The following is a 13,835-nucleotide window of genomic DNA, read 5'->3' on the forward strand; positions in this document are numbered from 1 at the left end:
CGCCGCCGTGTCCTGCCGACAGCTGCGGTGGTCCGACGGACCCCGTCGGATGCGCCGGCTCCCGTACCGGACCGTTCGGACCTCCTCACTCTCGCAAGCATCCGGGGGTTCCGCCGCCTGCCGGGCACCCGGCCGGGTATACGGGATCATGTGAAACCACCTCCTGCGACGCCCTCGGCGCCGGACTCCCCGGCCACGCTCAAGAAGTCCCTGACCACCCCGCTGCTCTACTTCTTCATCCTCGGGGACGTCCTCGGGGCGGGGGTGTATGTCCTGGTGGGCCAGGTCGCCGCCGAATCGGGCGGCGCCGTGTGGGCTCCCCTGCTCGCGGCGTTGTGCCTGGCCCTGCTGACAGCGGCCTCCTACGCGGAGCTGGTCACCAAATATCCACGTGCGGGCGGTGCCTCGCATTACGCCACCTTGGCCTACGGACCGTTCGTCGGGTTCTTCGCCGGTTTCTGCATGCTCGCCGCCGGAGTCGTGTCGGTGGCCGCACTGGCCCGTGGGTTCGGCGGCGACTACCTGTCCGAGTTCGTCTCCCTCCCCGTGGCGCTGGTGACGATCGTCTTCCTGGTCGCGCTGGCGCTGCTGAACGCCCGGGGGATCAGCGAGTCCACCCGGGCCAACGTCGTCGCCACGGTGGTCGAGGTCGGCGGGCTGCTGCTCGTGATCGGGCTCGGTGCCTGGATCGTGCTGCGCGGCGACGGGGACCTGGGAAGGCTGACCGCGTTGGGCACCTCGAGCGAGGGGCCCGCGGCCGCCCTGCTGAGCGGAGCGGTGCTGGCCTACTACTCCTTCGTGGGGTTCGAGACCTCCGTCAACGTGGCTGAGGAGACCCGTGACCCCCGCCGCTCGTATCCGAGGGCGCTGTTCGGCGCACTGGTCACGGCGGGCGCGGTGTACGCCCTGGTCGGAGCAGCCGCCGCGGCGGCCGTGCCGACCGGGACGCTCGCCGGGTCGAGCGGGCCGCTCCTCGAAGTCGTCCGGGCCGCCGGCGGGGTCCCCACGGAGTTTTTCAGCGCCATCGCCCTGGTGGCCGTCGCGAACGGGGCCCTGCTCACGGGCATCATGTCCTCACGACTGGCCTACGGCATGGCGCGGGACGGTCTCCTGCCCCGTTTCCTGACGAAGGTGCTGCCCGGCCGCCGAACGCCCTGGGCCGCCATCGCCGTGACCACCGGCCTCGCGCTGCTCCTGGCGCTGACCGGCGATGTCTCCACCCTCGCCTCCACCCTGGTCCTGCTCCTCCTCGTGGTCTTCTTCCTCGTCAACACCGCGCTCCTGGTGCTGCGCCGCGATGCCGCCCCTCGCGACCACTTCCGGGCGCCGACGGCCGTACCCGTTCTCGGGGCTGTGTCCTGCGTCGTGCTCGCGACCCGGATCGAGCAGGAGGTCTGGCTGAGGGGGCTCCTCGTCCTGGCTGTCGGCGCGGTGCTCGGCGCCGTCGCCGCGGCGCGGTCACGCTCAGCGACCCGCGGCGGGCTGTCCCGTCGGTGAGCCCGCGGAACCCACGGCGATCCGGTCGAGGCACGTTCCCGGACGGCGTACAGCACAGCCTGACGGCTGGGCACGGGACCGTCCGCTTCGGCGTGTACGTGGACGAACCGGTCTCGCTCACGCAGACGTGGTTCGAGCCGTCGCCTGACGCCCCCTGGGCGTCGTGGGCCGTCCCCCTTCTCTCCGGGGCACGGCCCACACCGGTGCTCTCGCCGGTCGCCCGGTTCTCGGGGCCAGGGCCGGCGCCGCCACCGCGGCGTCACGGCTCCACAGCCGCGTGCGGTGGTCGACGTCCAGGGAAACCGTCCAGCCGCGCTCGGCGGCGTACGCGGCAGCGGACCGCACCGCTGCCGGAGGACCGTCGCCGAGCGCGCAGGTGATGCCGGTCAGATGCAGGACGCGGGCCCCCGCTTCCAGGGCCGGGGCCAGGTCCTCGGGCCGCTGGCGGGAGGCGGCGGAGCCTGAGCGCCGGGCGCTCACCACTCGGCGAAGGAACCATCCGGGTGGCGCCAGACCCGGCCAGGCCAGTCCGGTGTGTGTCCATCGGCCGCCGTACGACTCTCTCATCGACCTCGGTCCCCGGTCCCGGCCGGGTGAGCGGGGAGACCGCGGCGCGGCTGTGGGCCGGAGCGCCGGCGGACGACGAACGCCTCACCGCCGAAGACCGGGCCGACCCGCCCGAGGGCGACGCCCGCCAGGCCAAGGAGAAGGACGCTTTCAGGCACTGACCCCCGCGCGAGCGCGACGCGCTCACTCCGCGATGCCGTGTGCCGGCCGTGCCGGGTCGGCCCAGGACGCCGTTCCTCACGTTCCGGGGCGCTGCCGCCCGGAGTTCAGCTCACGTCCCCGCCGTGCCGGGGTTTCGGAGCGCCCGGCGGCACGAAGCAGGCGGTGACCGTCTTGCCCGATGCCTGCGGATGCGTGGCCCAGCCGTCGGCGAGCGCGTCGATGATGGCCATTCCGCGCCCCCCGGTCGTCGTGAGGTCTTCGGGCTGCTTGGCGGGAGGCACGGAATCGGAGTCGTGGACACTCACGTGCAGGCAGTGGCTGTCCCAGGTGAGAACCAGCTGGGCGTCACTGTGCGCGTGAACGTGTGCGTTGGTGATCAGCTCGGAGACGCTGAGCAGGATCGCGTCCACCGTCTCGGGGGCGTCCTCGGTCCACTCCAGGGACGCCAGGTGCTCCCGCGTCCACCGGCGGCCGGCCCGCACCCCTTGCGTCACCGGAAACGACTGCGCCCACCCCATCGCACGCAGCGACGTGTCCTTCGCCATCGTCTCTCCCTCGCTCGGCTCTCCTCACCACCTACCCCCGCCCTCGGTGTACACCCCCCGACGACGCATGCGGTCCGGCCGGCGTCCCGACGCCGAAGCAGGGTCCGTCCGTGGAATGTCCGGGCACACGCACCTCACCCCCCTTGGGAGGAGCGCCCCCACCGTCCACCCCGTGCTCGGACTGGACTGTGCACCCGCCGTCAACCACCAGCCACCCGAAGCCCCGGGTTCGGCAGGCGCCTGACCACGGCGGTCCGGCTCCCGCGAAGTGCCCGTCCCTACGATCGCCCGGCGCGGGTTGTCCGCGAGTCCGGGCGCCGTAACTGGTTCACGTCACGGCCGTGGTCCCATCCCGGCGAAGAGGGCGTCGAGAGTTCGGTCGACGTATGCGTGGGTCACGGGTTCCTGGGTGATCAGCAGGCGGAAGTACAAGGGGCCGGAGAGGACCGCCATCGCCAGGTCCAGGTCGAAGTCCGGCGCCAGTTGGCCCTGTTCGCGTGCTGCCTCGAGGCGCGCGACGGTCTTGTCCGCCTGTGGGGCGATGAACCGCTCATTGAGCGCCCTGGCTACGCCGGGATCGAATTGGGCCTCGCCGACCAGAGCCTGGAAGAGGGGGCGGAGCGGTGCCGTGGCCAGGAGGTCGACGGTCTCGTAGATCTGCTTGCGCAGGTCTGCGACGACATCAGCCGTGTCGGGGTAGTCCAGGGCTGACTCGCCGAGCGACAGCAGCGAGTCGAGCAGCAGGGCGCCCTTGGAGGGCCATCGGCGATAGATGGTGTGCTTGCCGACGCCGGCCCGGGCAGCGATCGCTTCGATGCTGAGTTTGGCGTAGCCGAGTTCCTGCCCCAGATCGAGCGTGGTTCGCATGATGGCTCTGGTCAGGTCGGGGCCGCTACGACGGGCGTTGGTCATGTTCCCACAGTAACGGCACGGCACGTGCCGTGCTTGACAGGGCTGCATCGTCCCGGCACGCTTCAGGCGGAACGGCACGGCACGTGCCGTGCCTTCGGGAGGGTGGGTGAGTGTGTGGACGCTGACGTGATCATGGTTGGTGCGGAGCCCTCGGCCTGCCCTGCCGGCCACCGCCCCAGCCCCCCAAATGACCGGTACACGAGGCCACTTGGACGAGAAAAACGCAACTTCGACACGGCGCGAAGAGGCAGCTACCTTCACCTGGTCCTCGGCGACCGCCCACGGTCGCGCAGGATTCCTTCGGGCTGGGCCACCCGCGACGGGATGAGTGGGCCAGGCCCACGAATCCTCGCCCCATGTGCGAGCCACCGAACCGGACCCACACCAGGCATCCCCGATCAAGGAGAGACGCATGCCCCACCTGGCGCTGTACACGTTCGGCGTCCTGAAGTCACCTCTCACCGATCCCGCACCTCTCACGCGCGAGTTCTACGACACAGGTGAGGCCGTCTACGGGAAGATCAGTCAGCACCCCGGGTACCTCGCTCGTGCCGAAGCGGCAGACGGTGACCAGGGCATGCTCTTCGAGGCGGACTGGGGCGCATGGGGAGAGTTCGCCGTCCCGACCTGGTACGGCAAGGGCCGTACGGTGAAAACCACCGCCCTGGCCGCGACACTCTCACTCTGGACCGGCCTGCGCCCCGCCTTCGACGCCGTCTACACCGGTCTGCACCGTGACGCACTGAACAGGCGCCACGACTGGTTCGAGAGGGCAGAGCACCCGGGCCACGTCTGCTGGTGGGTCTCCGACGGCGTGACGCCCATCTGGCGGGACGGGGTTTCGAGGCTGGAGCACCTCCACGACCACGGCGCCGCCCCGGACGCCTTCACCTTCCACCAGGCGTTCGCACCGGAGGGGACTCCGGCCAGGGTCAAAGACCTCGGGCCGAAGAGCGATCAGGTTCGCTGACAAGGAAGCCCGAACGACTGGATTCGCTTCTCCTGCGTGCCCGCCACAACTCCCTCCCGTACCCGTGATCCACCGCCCCCGCGCTCGCCATCACCTCTCGGAAATGAGCCGCCACCATGCCCGCCTCCACCGATGGGACCTCCTTCACCGACTGGCTCCGCAGCCATGCCACCCCGCTGAGCCACCTCGACCCCTCAGCGCCCCTGGACGACCTGGAACCGCTGCGCGACATCCTCGACGGCGCCCGTGTGGTCGCCCTCGGCGAACACTCCCATTTCATCGACGAGTTCGCAGCGATGCGCCAACGCCTCCTGCGGTTCCTCGTCGAACGCTGCGGCTTCACCGTCCTGGCCTTCGAGTACGGCTTCTGCGAAGCCATACCCCTCGACACCTGGGCCCACGGCACGGGAGCGGACGACGACCTCTCCGCGCTCCTGGCAACCGCGGTCCCCATCGGGCTCCAGGATCCGCTGCGCTTCATCCGCCGCCACAACCGCACCACCGCGGAACCGGTCCGCTTCGCAGGGATCGACATCCCGGCGGCCGGCGGCTCGCTGCTCCCCGCCCTGGACCCGGTCGCCGACTACCTCCGCCGCATCGACCCGGAAACCCTGCCGACGGTCCGGAGCGCGACCACGATCGCCGCGTCGTTCGCCGGTGACTCGGCAGCCGTGGCCGCACCGGCGTGGGCGCGTCTGGCCACCACCGACCAGGACACCCTCAGCGCGCTCCTGGCGCGGCTGCTCATCCGGTTCCGTTCCCTGGAACCGCTGTACGTCTCCCGCGGAGACCGTCCCAGTTACGACACCGCCCTGCGGTGCCTGGAGGCCGCCTGTCACGGCGACTACACCTTCCGCGCCATGGCCGCCCTCTTCGCCGGAGAGGGTCTCACAGCCGACACCTCCGCCCGCGACCTCTACATGGCGGAGTCACTCCTGTGGCACCTGGACCGGCTGGAACCCACCGCCCGCGTCGTACTGATGGCGCACAACGCCCACATCCAGAGGGAGCCGATCGCCTTCGACGGCCACCTCACGGGGCTCCCCATGGGGCAGCACCTGCACCACGCCCTGGGTGACGCGTACTTCGCCCTCGGCCTGACCGGCGTCACCGGCCACACCGCCGACATGCGTCGTGACGAGAGCGCTCCCTTCGGCTTCACCGTCCACGACACCCCGCTGGAGCCACCCGTGCCGGGAAGCATCGAAGCGGCCTTCGCCGGGGCCGGCCTCGGACTCGCCGTCGCTGATCTTCGTCAGGCCCGGGCCGAGGATCTCGGCGCCCCTGACCGCATCCGTATCCAGGGGACCTACCAGCACACCCCGGTCATCGACGCCTTCGACGGCATACTCAGCACACCCGCCTCCACCACCAGCGACCTGGAGAAGCCACCACCGCCTCGGTCTGCCGAAGTACCCGTCCCGCCGGTGCGCCACCGCAACAACCGTGGTCAGACACCTCGGCCATGACTCCCGCACGACCTCATCGGCTGTGGACGCTGACGGCATAGCCGCCGCCGTCGTAAGGGTCGGCATCCCAGGTGGCGAACCGGTCGACGAGGGTGAGCCCGGCAGCGGCACAGCAGTCGTCGTAGTCCGACAGCGTGAGGCTGGGCGGCACCGGCAGGTGAGCTCGATCGAGGCCGAAGCCGGCGACCAGCAGGCCGCCCGGACGCAGCGCCGCGGACAGGTGCTCGACCACCGTGGACTCGGTGCCGGGGGCGAGCAAAGGGAAGATGTTGCCCGCGGCAACGACAAGGTCGAAGTCTCCTGCGATGCCGAGCCGGGCCGGCTCGAACTCCGCCAGGTCGCTCTGGAACCAGGGCAGTCCAGGCGCCTGCTTCCGCGCCACCGCCAGCATCGACGCGTCCAGATCCACCCCGACACAGTCGTACCCGGCTTCCGCGAGCCGGATCATGACGCGCCCGGTTCCGCAACCTGCGTCCAGCACCCTCGCTCCGACAGGCACGAGAGCCGCACAGAACTGCGCCTCGCCGTGTACGTTCTCGCCGCTGCGGGCCAGAGTGGCGAATCGTGCGGCGTAGTCCTCTCCGGATGCCTTCCCGGCCAAATCCGTCCAGCGACTCATGAGGCCAACTATAGGGCGCCCGTGCGGCCGCGCGAAGAATCGGCTGGTCACACAGCCCCGAAGGACGTCATTCCGGTCGGAGGCCGTGGAGTTCGTCGACGAGGGCGAATCCGTCCGCTATCCAGGCCAGCTCGGTTCGGGCGCGGGCGATGAGCCCGTCGTAGGCGTACACCTTGTAGCGCACCGCTAGCTCGGCCTCCCGCTCGGTCAGCTTGGCCAGACGGGCGGCCAGGGTGGGGTGAGTGCGGTCGACGAGCGCGGCCCGGGTGCCTTCGAGCATGCTCAATTGCTCCTGCCAGTACGCCTGTTGCTGAGCGAGCTGCTCACGCACCGACGCGGGGTCGGCGAAGTCGAAGTAGGCCGCCTTCAGGAACGCCGGGTCGCGCTGCCGCTGAGGCGTCAACGGGGAGCTCATCCACGCCCGGAAGTCGGCGAGGCCGGCGGCGGTGACGTGGTACTCCTTCTTCGTTCCCTTCTTGCCCCAGGGCACCTCGACCGAGGTGAGCAGCCCGTCGCGCTCCATCCGGTTGAGCTCGGGATAGATCTGCGAGTCCGGGGCGTGCCAGACGTGGGCCACCGAGCGGCTGAAGCTCTTCGAGATGTCGTACCCAGTCATCGGACGACCGGTGAGCAGCGCGGTCAGCGCGTAACGCAGGGACAAGGCACTACCTCCCCTTCCGGACCGATCAAGGTACACACCCTTGCCACTCACTATATCCATAGCTAGTTTGTGACCCGCGCAACACATACCTCTCTCCATAGGGAGTTCCTATGTCCCTCTCCGTCTCTCCCCCGCTGGATACCGCGCCACCGGCCACCGCAGCGGCGAAGATCTTCAACTACCCCCGCAACGCCTGGTACGTCGCCGCCTGGGACTACGAGGTCACCGGCCGGCAGCCGCTGGCCCGCACGGTCGCGGGCGTACCGCTGGCGTTGTGGCGCAACTCGGAGGGCCGCGCCGTGGCCCTCGCGGACGCCTGCTGGCACCGGCTCGCTCCGCTGTCGAAGGGCAGGATCCTCGGCGACGAGCTGCAGTGTCCGTACCACGGTCTGCGCTACAACTCGACCGGCCGCTGCACAGGAATGCCGGCGCAGGAGACGATCAACCCCAGCGCGGTGGTCCCCTCCTACCCCCTCGTCGAACGCTACCGGTACCTCTGGGTCTGGGTCGGCGATCCGGACCTGGCCGATCCGGCCGCCGTGCCCGACATGCGTCAGATGGACGACCCGGCGTGGGCCGGCGACGGCAGGACGATCCACGCCGAATGCAACTACCAGCTCGTCCTCGACAACCTCATGGACCTCACCCACGAGGAGTTCGTGCACTCGTCGAGCATCGGCCAGGAGGAGCTGTCGGAGGCCGAGTTCGACGTGACGCACGAGGGCGACACGGTGACCGTCGCCCGATGGATGCGCGACATCGACGCCCCTCCGTTCTGGTTGAAGAACATGCGCGACAAGTTCCCGGGCTTCTCGGGCAAGGTCGACCGCTGGCAGATCATCGAGTTCGAGGCACCGGCCACGATCCGCATAGACGTCGGTGTGGCGAAGGCCGGCACCGGTGCGCCCGAGGGCGATCGCAGCCAGGGCGTCAACGGATACGTGATGAACACGATCAGTCCCGAGACCGACCGCACCTCCCATTACTTCTGGGCGTTCATGCGCAACTACCGCCTGGACAGCCAGACCATCACCACCCAGCTGCGCCAGGCGGTGCACGGGGTCTTCGGCGAGGACGAAGACATGCTGTGCGCCCAGCAGCGCGCCATCGACGCCAACCCGGACCACGAGTTCTACAGCCTCAACATCGACGCCGGAGGGATGTGGGTACGCCGGATACTCGAGCGCATGATCGCGGCCGAGGGGCGTTCCACCTCTGTGCCGGCCGCCGGTCAGGGGGCCTGAAGTGGTGGTGCGGACCCGGCTTCGTCGGCAGCGGGCCCGGGTCGTCGAGGTGTCCGACGCCGCTGTCGGCGTCCGCCGTATCGTCCTGGCCCCCGAGCAGCCCGAGCACGCCGCGCCAGGCACGCACATCGACGTCGAGACCGGGGACGGCGCCCGCCGGGTGCGTTCCTACTCCGTAGTGCGATCCGAGGACGGCGGCCGCCGGCTGACCCTCAGTGTGCAGCTCTCCCCCACCTCGTCCGGTGGCTCGGCGGCGATGCACCGGCTGGAGGCCGGGGACGAGCTGACCGTCACCGGTCCGCTGCAGAACTTCCCGCTCGCCGTGGGGGCCACCCGCTACGTACTCGTCGCCGGTGGCATCGGCGTCACCGCTTTGGTGGCGATGGCCTCCGCCCTACGGCGACGCGGTGCCGACTACACGCTGGTGTTCGCCGGTCGCAGCCGCGGCGTGATGGCGTACCTCGATGAACTGGTCGCGGAGCACGGCGAAAGGCTCCGTGTCCACGTCGTGGACGAGGGCACCCCGCTGGTGGTGGACGACCTCGTCGCCGAGATCCCCCGGACGCCCGCCGCGGCGGGCACCGAGCTCTACATGTGCGGCCCGATCGGGCTCATGAACGCCGTCTCTCAGAGCTGGGCCGTACACGGCCTGCCGGCCACCAACCTGCGCTTCGAGACCTTCGGTTCCAGCGGCCGGCACCCGGCCGAGGAGTTCGTGGTGCGTCTCCCTCAGCTCGGCCGGGAGATCACCGTCGCACGCGACGCGTCCATCCTCGATGCCCTCGAAGCGGCCGGTGTCGGGACTCTCTCGGACTGCCGCAAGGGCGAGTGCGGGCTGTGCCTGGCGAAGGTGGTCGACTCCACCGGCACCATCGACCACCGCGACGTCTTCCTGAGCGAGCCCCAGAAGGAACGTTCGGGCCACCTGTGCCTCTGCGTCTCCCGAGCAGTGACAGCCGGCAGCGGCCCGGACGACCCCGCCGTCCTCACCCTCCACCTCACCTGACCCGGTGCAGCAACGCGTACGCCCGGATCCCTCACCACCTGGACACCCATGAGCATCGCTGCACGCATAGCGCAGACACCGATGAGCGGCTACCAATGGCTGATCGTCGCGCTCTGCACCTTCATGAACTGCCTGGACGGCTTCGATGTCATGGCGGTCGCCTTCACCGGGCCGTCGGTCACCGAGGAGTTCGGGCTCAACGGCTCGGAGTTCGGGCTGCTGGTCTCGGTCGGCCTCATCGGAATGGCGATCGGCTCGATGCTGCTCGCGCCCTTCGCCGATGTCATCGGCCGGCGTCCACTGATACTGATCAGCCTCGCCCTCTGCACGATCGGCATGTTCGGCGCGGCGATGGCGCCGTCGGCCACGGTGATGGGCGTCTTCCGTCTCGTCACCGGCCTCGGCGTCGGCGGGATCCTGGCGAGCACCAACGTGATCGCCAGCGAGTTCTCCAACGCCAGGAACCGTGGTCTCGCCATCGGTATCTACACCGCCGGATACGGGCTCGGTGCCACCGCGGCGAGCCTGGTGGCGAAGGCCACCCTGGGCGGCGACTGGCGGATCGTCTTCCACGCCGGCGGCATCGGGACCCTGCTGGCCCTGATAGTGATCGCCGTCGTCCTCCCCGAGTCGGTCGCATTTCTCGAACAGCGCCGTCCGCGCGGTGCGCTGGAACGGATCAACCGGACGCTGGCCCGCATGCGGATGGAGGCCGTCACCGACACCGACCTCGACCAGGCGGCCGCCACCCGGACGGACACCGAGCGGGCCGGCTCGGGCTGGCTCAAGCAGCTGATGACCCCGACCATCCTGCTCTGGCTCACCTTCATCACGATCATGTTCGGCTTCTACTTCGTCAACAGCTGGACCCCCACGCTCCTGGTCGAGGAGGGCCTCTCGGAGAGCGCGGCGGTGACCGCCGGAATGGCGATCTCCATCGGCGGCACGGTCGGCTCGGTCCTCTACGGCGTCGCCGCCCGGGTGCGTACGCCGAGGGTGGTGCTGATCGGGTTCTCCCTGCTCTCGGCCGCGATGATGATCGTGTTCATCCTGAGCACCTCGACCCTGTGGCTCGGTTTCGGCATCGGTGTCGTCGTCGGCGCCCTGATCAACGGCTGCATCGCCGGTGCGTACACCGTCGGTCCGCCGCTCTACCCGGCCCACGTCCGCAGCGTCGGCATGGGCTGGGCGCTCGGGATGGGGCGCATCGGCGCCATCCTGTCCCCGACCGTCGCCGGCCTGCTCAAGGACACAGGCGCCTCCGCGACGCAGCTCTACGTCGGTGCCGCCTTGGTGGTCGCCGCCTGCGCACTCGTCCTGGTCGGCCTGCGCCGGTACGACCCCGAGTCCCGCCCCGAAGCCAAGGAGGCACGCGCCGTCTGACCTCTGCCCGGCCCCCTCGCGACGCGGTGCCTGGGCGTTCCGTCGCGACGCTCTCGTCACAGCCGCACGCCCCTCCTCCCCGACCCGGAAGCCGACCAGGGAGAACACCGGTTCCGCTATGGTCCGGTACTCGGCGCGGACATCGGCGACGCCGTCCGCGAGGGCTACCGGGGGGGGCTTCGTTCACGTCTCCATCCGTCGGCAACAGATCTGCCCACGCGCCGCGGTGTCGGGGCCGCCCCGCCAACTCAAGGCATGCTTCGGCTTCGTGTCGTCCACGACGTGTCGGGTTAGTGGACCGCCGCGTCGGGGGAGTAGCGGATCATGACGAGTACCGATCATGTCGCGAACGGTCACAGCAAGCCCCCGGGGACGCCACCAGGCTCATCGGCCCGTCAGCTGGCCGCCGCCTCCGTCGGCAACGCGGCCGAATGGTACGACTGGTACGCCTACTCGTTCCTCGCCGTCTACATCGCTGACCAGGTCTTTCCACGAAGCGCGAGCAACTCTCTGGTCCCTCTGCTCGCCACCTTCGCGGTCTTCGCAGTCGGCTTCTTCATGCGGCCCATCGGCGGCCTGCTCATGGGAGCAGTGGCCGACCGCCATGGCCGGCGCGCTGCTCTCACCGCGACCATTCTGCTGATGGGGGCCGGCAGCCTTCTCGTTGCCCTCACCCCCACCTACCACGCCGTCGGCGTCCTCGCTCCCGTCGTTCTCGTCATCGCGCGGCTGGTCCAAGGGCTTTCGGTGGGCGGCGAGTTCGCCGCCTCGACGACCTTTCTCGTCGAGTCGGCCGGTCCTGGCAGGCGCGGGCTCTTCTCCAGCTTCCAGTACGTCTCCACCACCATCGGCCAGCTCATCGCATCCGGCGTCGCCGCTCTTCTCGTGCTTCTCCTCACCAACGACCGGATGAACGACTGGGGCTGGCGCGTTCCCTTCCTGATCGGCGCGCTCTTCAGCCTCGTCGGCCTCTGGATCCGCCGAGGAGCCCACGAGACCCGCCCCGCGGAACAGCGGGGCGGTGCACGCCCCGGTCTCTTCGACGCCCTGCGACTCCACCCCCGCGAGTCTCTCCTGATCTGCGGCATCACTGCGGGCGGCACCATCGCCTACTACACGTGGACGACTTACCTGCCCACCTTCGCCCAGGTGAACGCGGACTTCGACAAGGGGGACGCGCTTGTCGTCAGCACCATCTCCCTCGCCTTCTTCGCGCTGCTCCAGCCCCTGGGCGGCATGCTGTCCGACCGGATCGGCCGCAGGCCGCTCCTGCTCTTCTTCGCGATCGGCTTCGCGGCGCTCGTCGTTCCCCTCCTCGGCTCGGTCACCGACACGTTCGTCTCCCTGCTCCTGGTGCAGTGCGCGGGCATGGTCCTGCTCACCGGCTACACCTCTGTGGCAGCGGCCGTGAACGCCGAGATCTTTCCCGCACGCGTACGGGCCGCGGGGATCGGCTTTCCCTACTCGCTGACTGTGGCCCTCTTCGGCGGCACAGCTCCCTATGTCGGCACCTGGTTCAAGGAAGCCGGTCACGCCGGAGGGTTTCCCTGGTACGTGGCGGGACTGTGCCTCGTATCCGCTTGCTTCTACCTGGTCCTGCCCGAGACCGCGAAGGGACCGCTGAAGGGCTGACAGGGCATGTTCGTAGAACTTCGCCGACATGCGGCGCCTCGACTCTTCCTGCCGCCTGCTCCACCGAACATCTGGAGCGCCGGTGCCCGCCGCCCCGGGCGGCATGTCGGGCAGCCGCCTTCGGCCGGGGCCCCTGTCCTGTGGTGGGCGCCACCAGTTCTTAAGGTGCAGGCATGCACAGAACCACTTCACCGGGCAGCATGACTCTCGTCCAGCTGAGGGCCTTCGTCGAGGCAGAGCGGCTCGGCTCGTTCACCGCCGCGGCGCAGGCCATGGACATCGCCCAGGCGTCCGCCTCGGAACTGGTCCGCCGTCTGGAGGCGGAACTGGACGCGGAGCTGTTCGTCCGTGGCAGCCGCACCCTCACCCTGACCTCGGCCGGCCAGGAGTTGCTTCCGTACGCCCAGGAGGCGGTGGCGGCGGCGGACAGCGGTGCCCGCGCCGTGCACTCACTGGGTTCGCTGGGCGGCGGCACCGCCACGTTCGGGGTGCTGCGCAACGCCGACTACTACCTGCTCGCCAACCTCGTGCAGATGTTCCACGCCCGGTACCCGGCTGTCCGTGTACGGCTGGTGGGGCAGAACTCCGCCGAGACCGCAACGGCCGTCTCGGCGGGGCGGATCGAGGCCGGCCTGGTCGTCCTGCCGATCGACGACGAGGGGCTCGCCGTCACTCCCCTCATGCGTGACGAGGTGCACTACGTCAGCGCGAACGCCGAGCGCACCCGTACCCCGGTCACCATCGAGGCCTTCGCGCGGGCACCTCTCGTGCTGTACGACGCCCATTACGGCTGGAAGGACCCGACCCGGCGGCAGATCGCCGAACGCGCCCAGCTCGCCGGAGTCCGCGTCGATCCCCTCATCGAGCTCGAACGCGTGGAGGCGGCACTGGAGTTGGTGGCGGCCGGCGCCGGGGACACGATCGCCAGCCGAGCCGTGATCGCCAGCCCCGCCTTCCCCGCAGGACTGCACACCGCCCCCTTCGCCGAGCCGCTGTACGACACCATCGCGCTCGTCCGGCGCGTCGGGCACCCCCTCTCCCGCGCCACCCGGGAACTCGCCCGCCTCGCCGAGGACACCATCCGCGAGATGGGGCACGGCCTGATGACCTGACGGCACCGCCCGTGGGCACCGCGGTCGGCCCACAGGGAAACCCTGTGGGAGATGCA

General features: G+C 69.9%; 13 protein-coding genes. 9 read left to right on the top strand and 4 right to left on the bottom strand.

Annotated features, from left to right (window positions below; genetic code table 11):
• Nucleotides 1-150: 150 nt before the first annotated feature.
• Both ACIP63_RS17720 and ACIP63_RS17725 read left to right on the top strand, forming a co-directional pair.
• Nucleotides 151-1,497: an APC family permease gene (locus ACIP63_RS17720; protein WP_401516541.1), complete on the top strand. Its 1,347-nt coding sequence runs from the start codon at nt 151-153 to the stop codon at nt 1,495-1,497.
• 536 nt (nt 1,498-2,033) lie between these two features.
• A complete protein-coding gene (locus ACIP63_RS17725) occupies nt 2,034-2,225 on the top strand; it encodes a hypothetical protein (protein ID WP_401516955.1) in 192 nt (63 codons plus the stop codon).
• Nucleotides 2,226-2,330: 105 nt separating this feature from the next.
• Here ACIP63_RS17725 and ACIP63_RS17730 read toward each other — a convergent pair whose 3' ends face one another.
• Entirely contained in the window at nt 2,331-2,771 is a 441-nt protein-coding gene (locus tag ACIP63_RS17730) for an ATP-binding protein (RefSeq protein WP_401516542.1), read from the bottom strand.
• A 333-nt stretch (nt 2,772-3,104) separates the two neighbouring features.
• Entirely contained in the window at nt 3,105-3,683 is a 579-nt protein-coding gene (locus tag ACIP63_RS17735; protein ID WP_401516544.1) for a TetR/AcrR family transcriptional regulator, read from the bottom strand.
• 412 nt (nt 3,684-4,095) lie between these two features.
• Between ACIP63_RS17735 and ACIP63_RS17740 the strand changes: the two genes are divergently transcribed.
• Together ACIP63_RS17740 and ACIP63_RS17745 are read left to right on the top strand one after the other, a co-directional pair.
• Nucleotides 4,096-4,653 carry a DUF3291 domain-containing protein gene (locus tag ACIP63_RS17740; protein WP_401516545.1) on the top strand — a complete coding sequence of 186 codons (558 nt, stop codon included), beginning with the start codon at nt 4,096-4,098 and terminating at the stop codon, nt 4,651-4,653.
• A gap of 116 nt (nt 4,654-4,769) precedes the next feature.
• On the top strand, nt 4,770-6,122 hold the full coding sequence (locus ACIP63_RS17745) for an erythromycin esterase family protein (protein WP_401516546.1): 1,353 nt from the start codon (nt 4,770-4,772) through the stop codon (nt 6,120-6,122).
• 13 nt (nt 6,123-6,135) lie between these two features.
• Here ACIP63_RS17745 and ACIP63_RS17750 read toward each other — a convergent pair whose 3' ends face one another.
• Both ACIP63_RS17750 and ACIP63_RS17755 read right to left on the bottom strand, forming a co-directional pair.
• Nucleotides 6,136-6,741, bottom strand: a complete 606-nt coding sequence (locus tag ACIP63_RS17750) for a class I SAM-dependent methyltransferase (protein WP_401516548.1) — start codon at nt 6,739-6,741, stop codon at nt 6,136-6,138.
• Between the two features lie 67 nt (nt 6,742-6,808).
• The gene (locus ACIP63_RS17755; RefSeq protein WP_401516550.1) at nt 6,809-7,402 is read right to left on the bottom strand and encodes a PadR family transcriptional regulator; all 594 of its coding nucleotides are present in this window, start codon (nt 7,400-7,402) and stop codon (nt 6,809-6,811) included.
• 110 nt (nt 7,403-7,512) lie between these two features.
• Between ACIP63_RS17755 and ACIP63_RS17760 the strand changes: the two genes are divergently transcribed.
• From ACIP63_RS17760 to ACIP63_RS17780, 5 genes are all read left to right on the top strand, one after another.
• Nucleotides 7,513-8,646, top strand: coding sequence for a Rieske 2Fe-2S domain-containing protein (locus tag ACIP63_RS17760; RefSeq protein WP_401516552.1), 1,134 nt, complete (start codon nt 7,513-7,515; stop codon nt 8,644-8,646).
• Nucleotide 8,647: 1 nt separating this feature from the next.
• Entirely contained in the window at nt 8,648-9,652 is a 1,005-nt protein-coding gene (locus ACIP63_RS17765) for a PDR/VanB family oxidoreductase (protein ID WP_401516554.1), read from the top strand.
• 48 nt (nt 9,653-9,700) lie between these two features.
• Nucleotides 9,701-11,035, top strand: a complete 1,335-nt coding sequence (locus ACIP63_RS17770) for an MFS transporter (protein WP_401516555.1) — start codon at nt 9,701-9,703, stop codon at nt 11,033-11,035.
• Between the two features lie 324 nt (nt 11,036-11,359).
• The gene (locus tag ACIP63_RS17775) at nt 11,360-12,667 is read left to right on the top strand and encodes an MFS transporter (RefSeq protein WP_401516557.1); all 1,308 of its coding nucleotides are present in this window, start codon (nt 11,360-11,362) and stop codon (nt 12,665-12,667) included.
• 173 nt (nt 12,668-12,840) lie between these two features.
• Nucleotides 12,841-13,779: a LysR family transcriptional regulator gene (locus ACIP63_RS17780; RefSeq protein WP_401516559.1), complete on the top strand. Its 939-nt coding sequence runs from the start codon at nt 12,841-12,843 to the stop codon at nt 13,777-13,779.
• Nucleotides 13,780-13,835: the final 56 nt, after the last annotated feature.

It is taken from the genome of Streptomyces sp. NPDC088746 (assembly GCF_044751065.1).
In the GTDB taxonomy this organism is placed as follows: domain Bacteria; phylum Actinomycetota; class Actinomycetes; order Streptomycetales; family Streptomycetaceae; genus Streptomyces.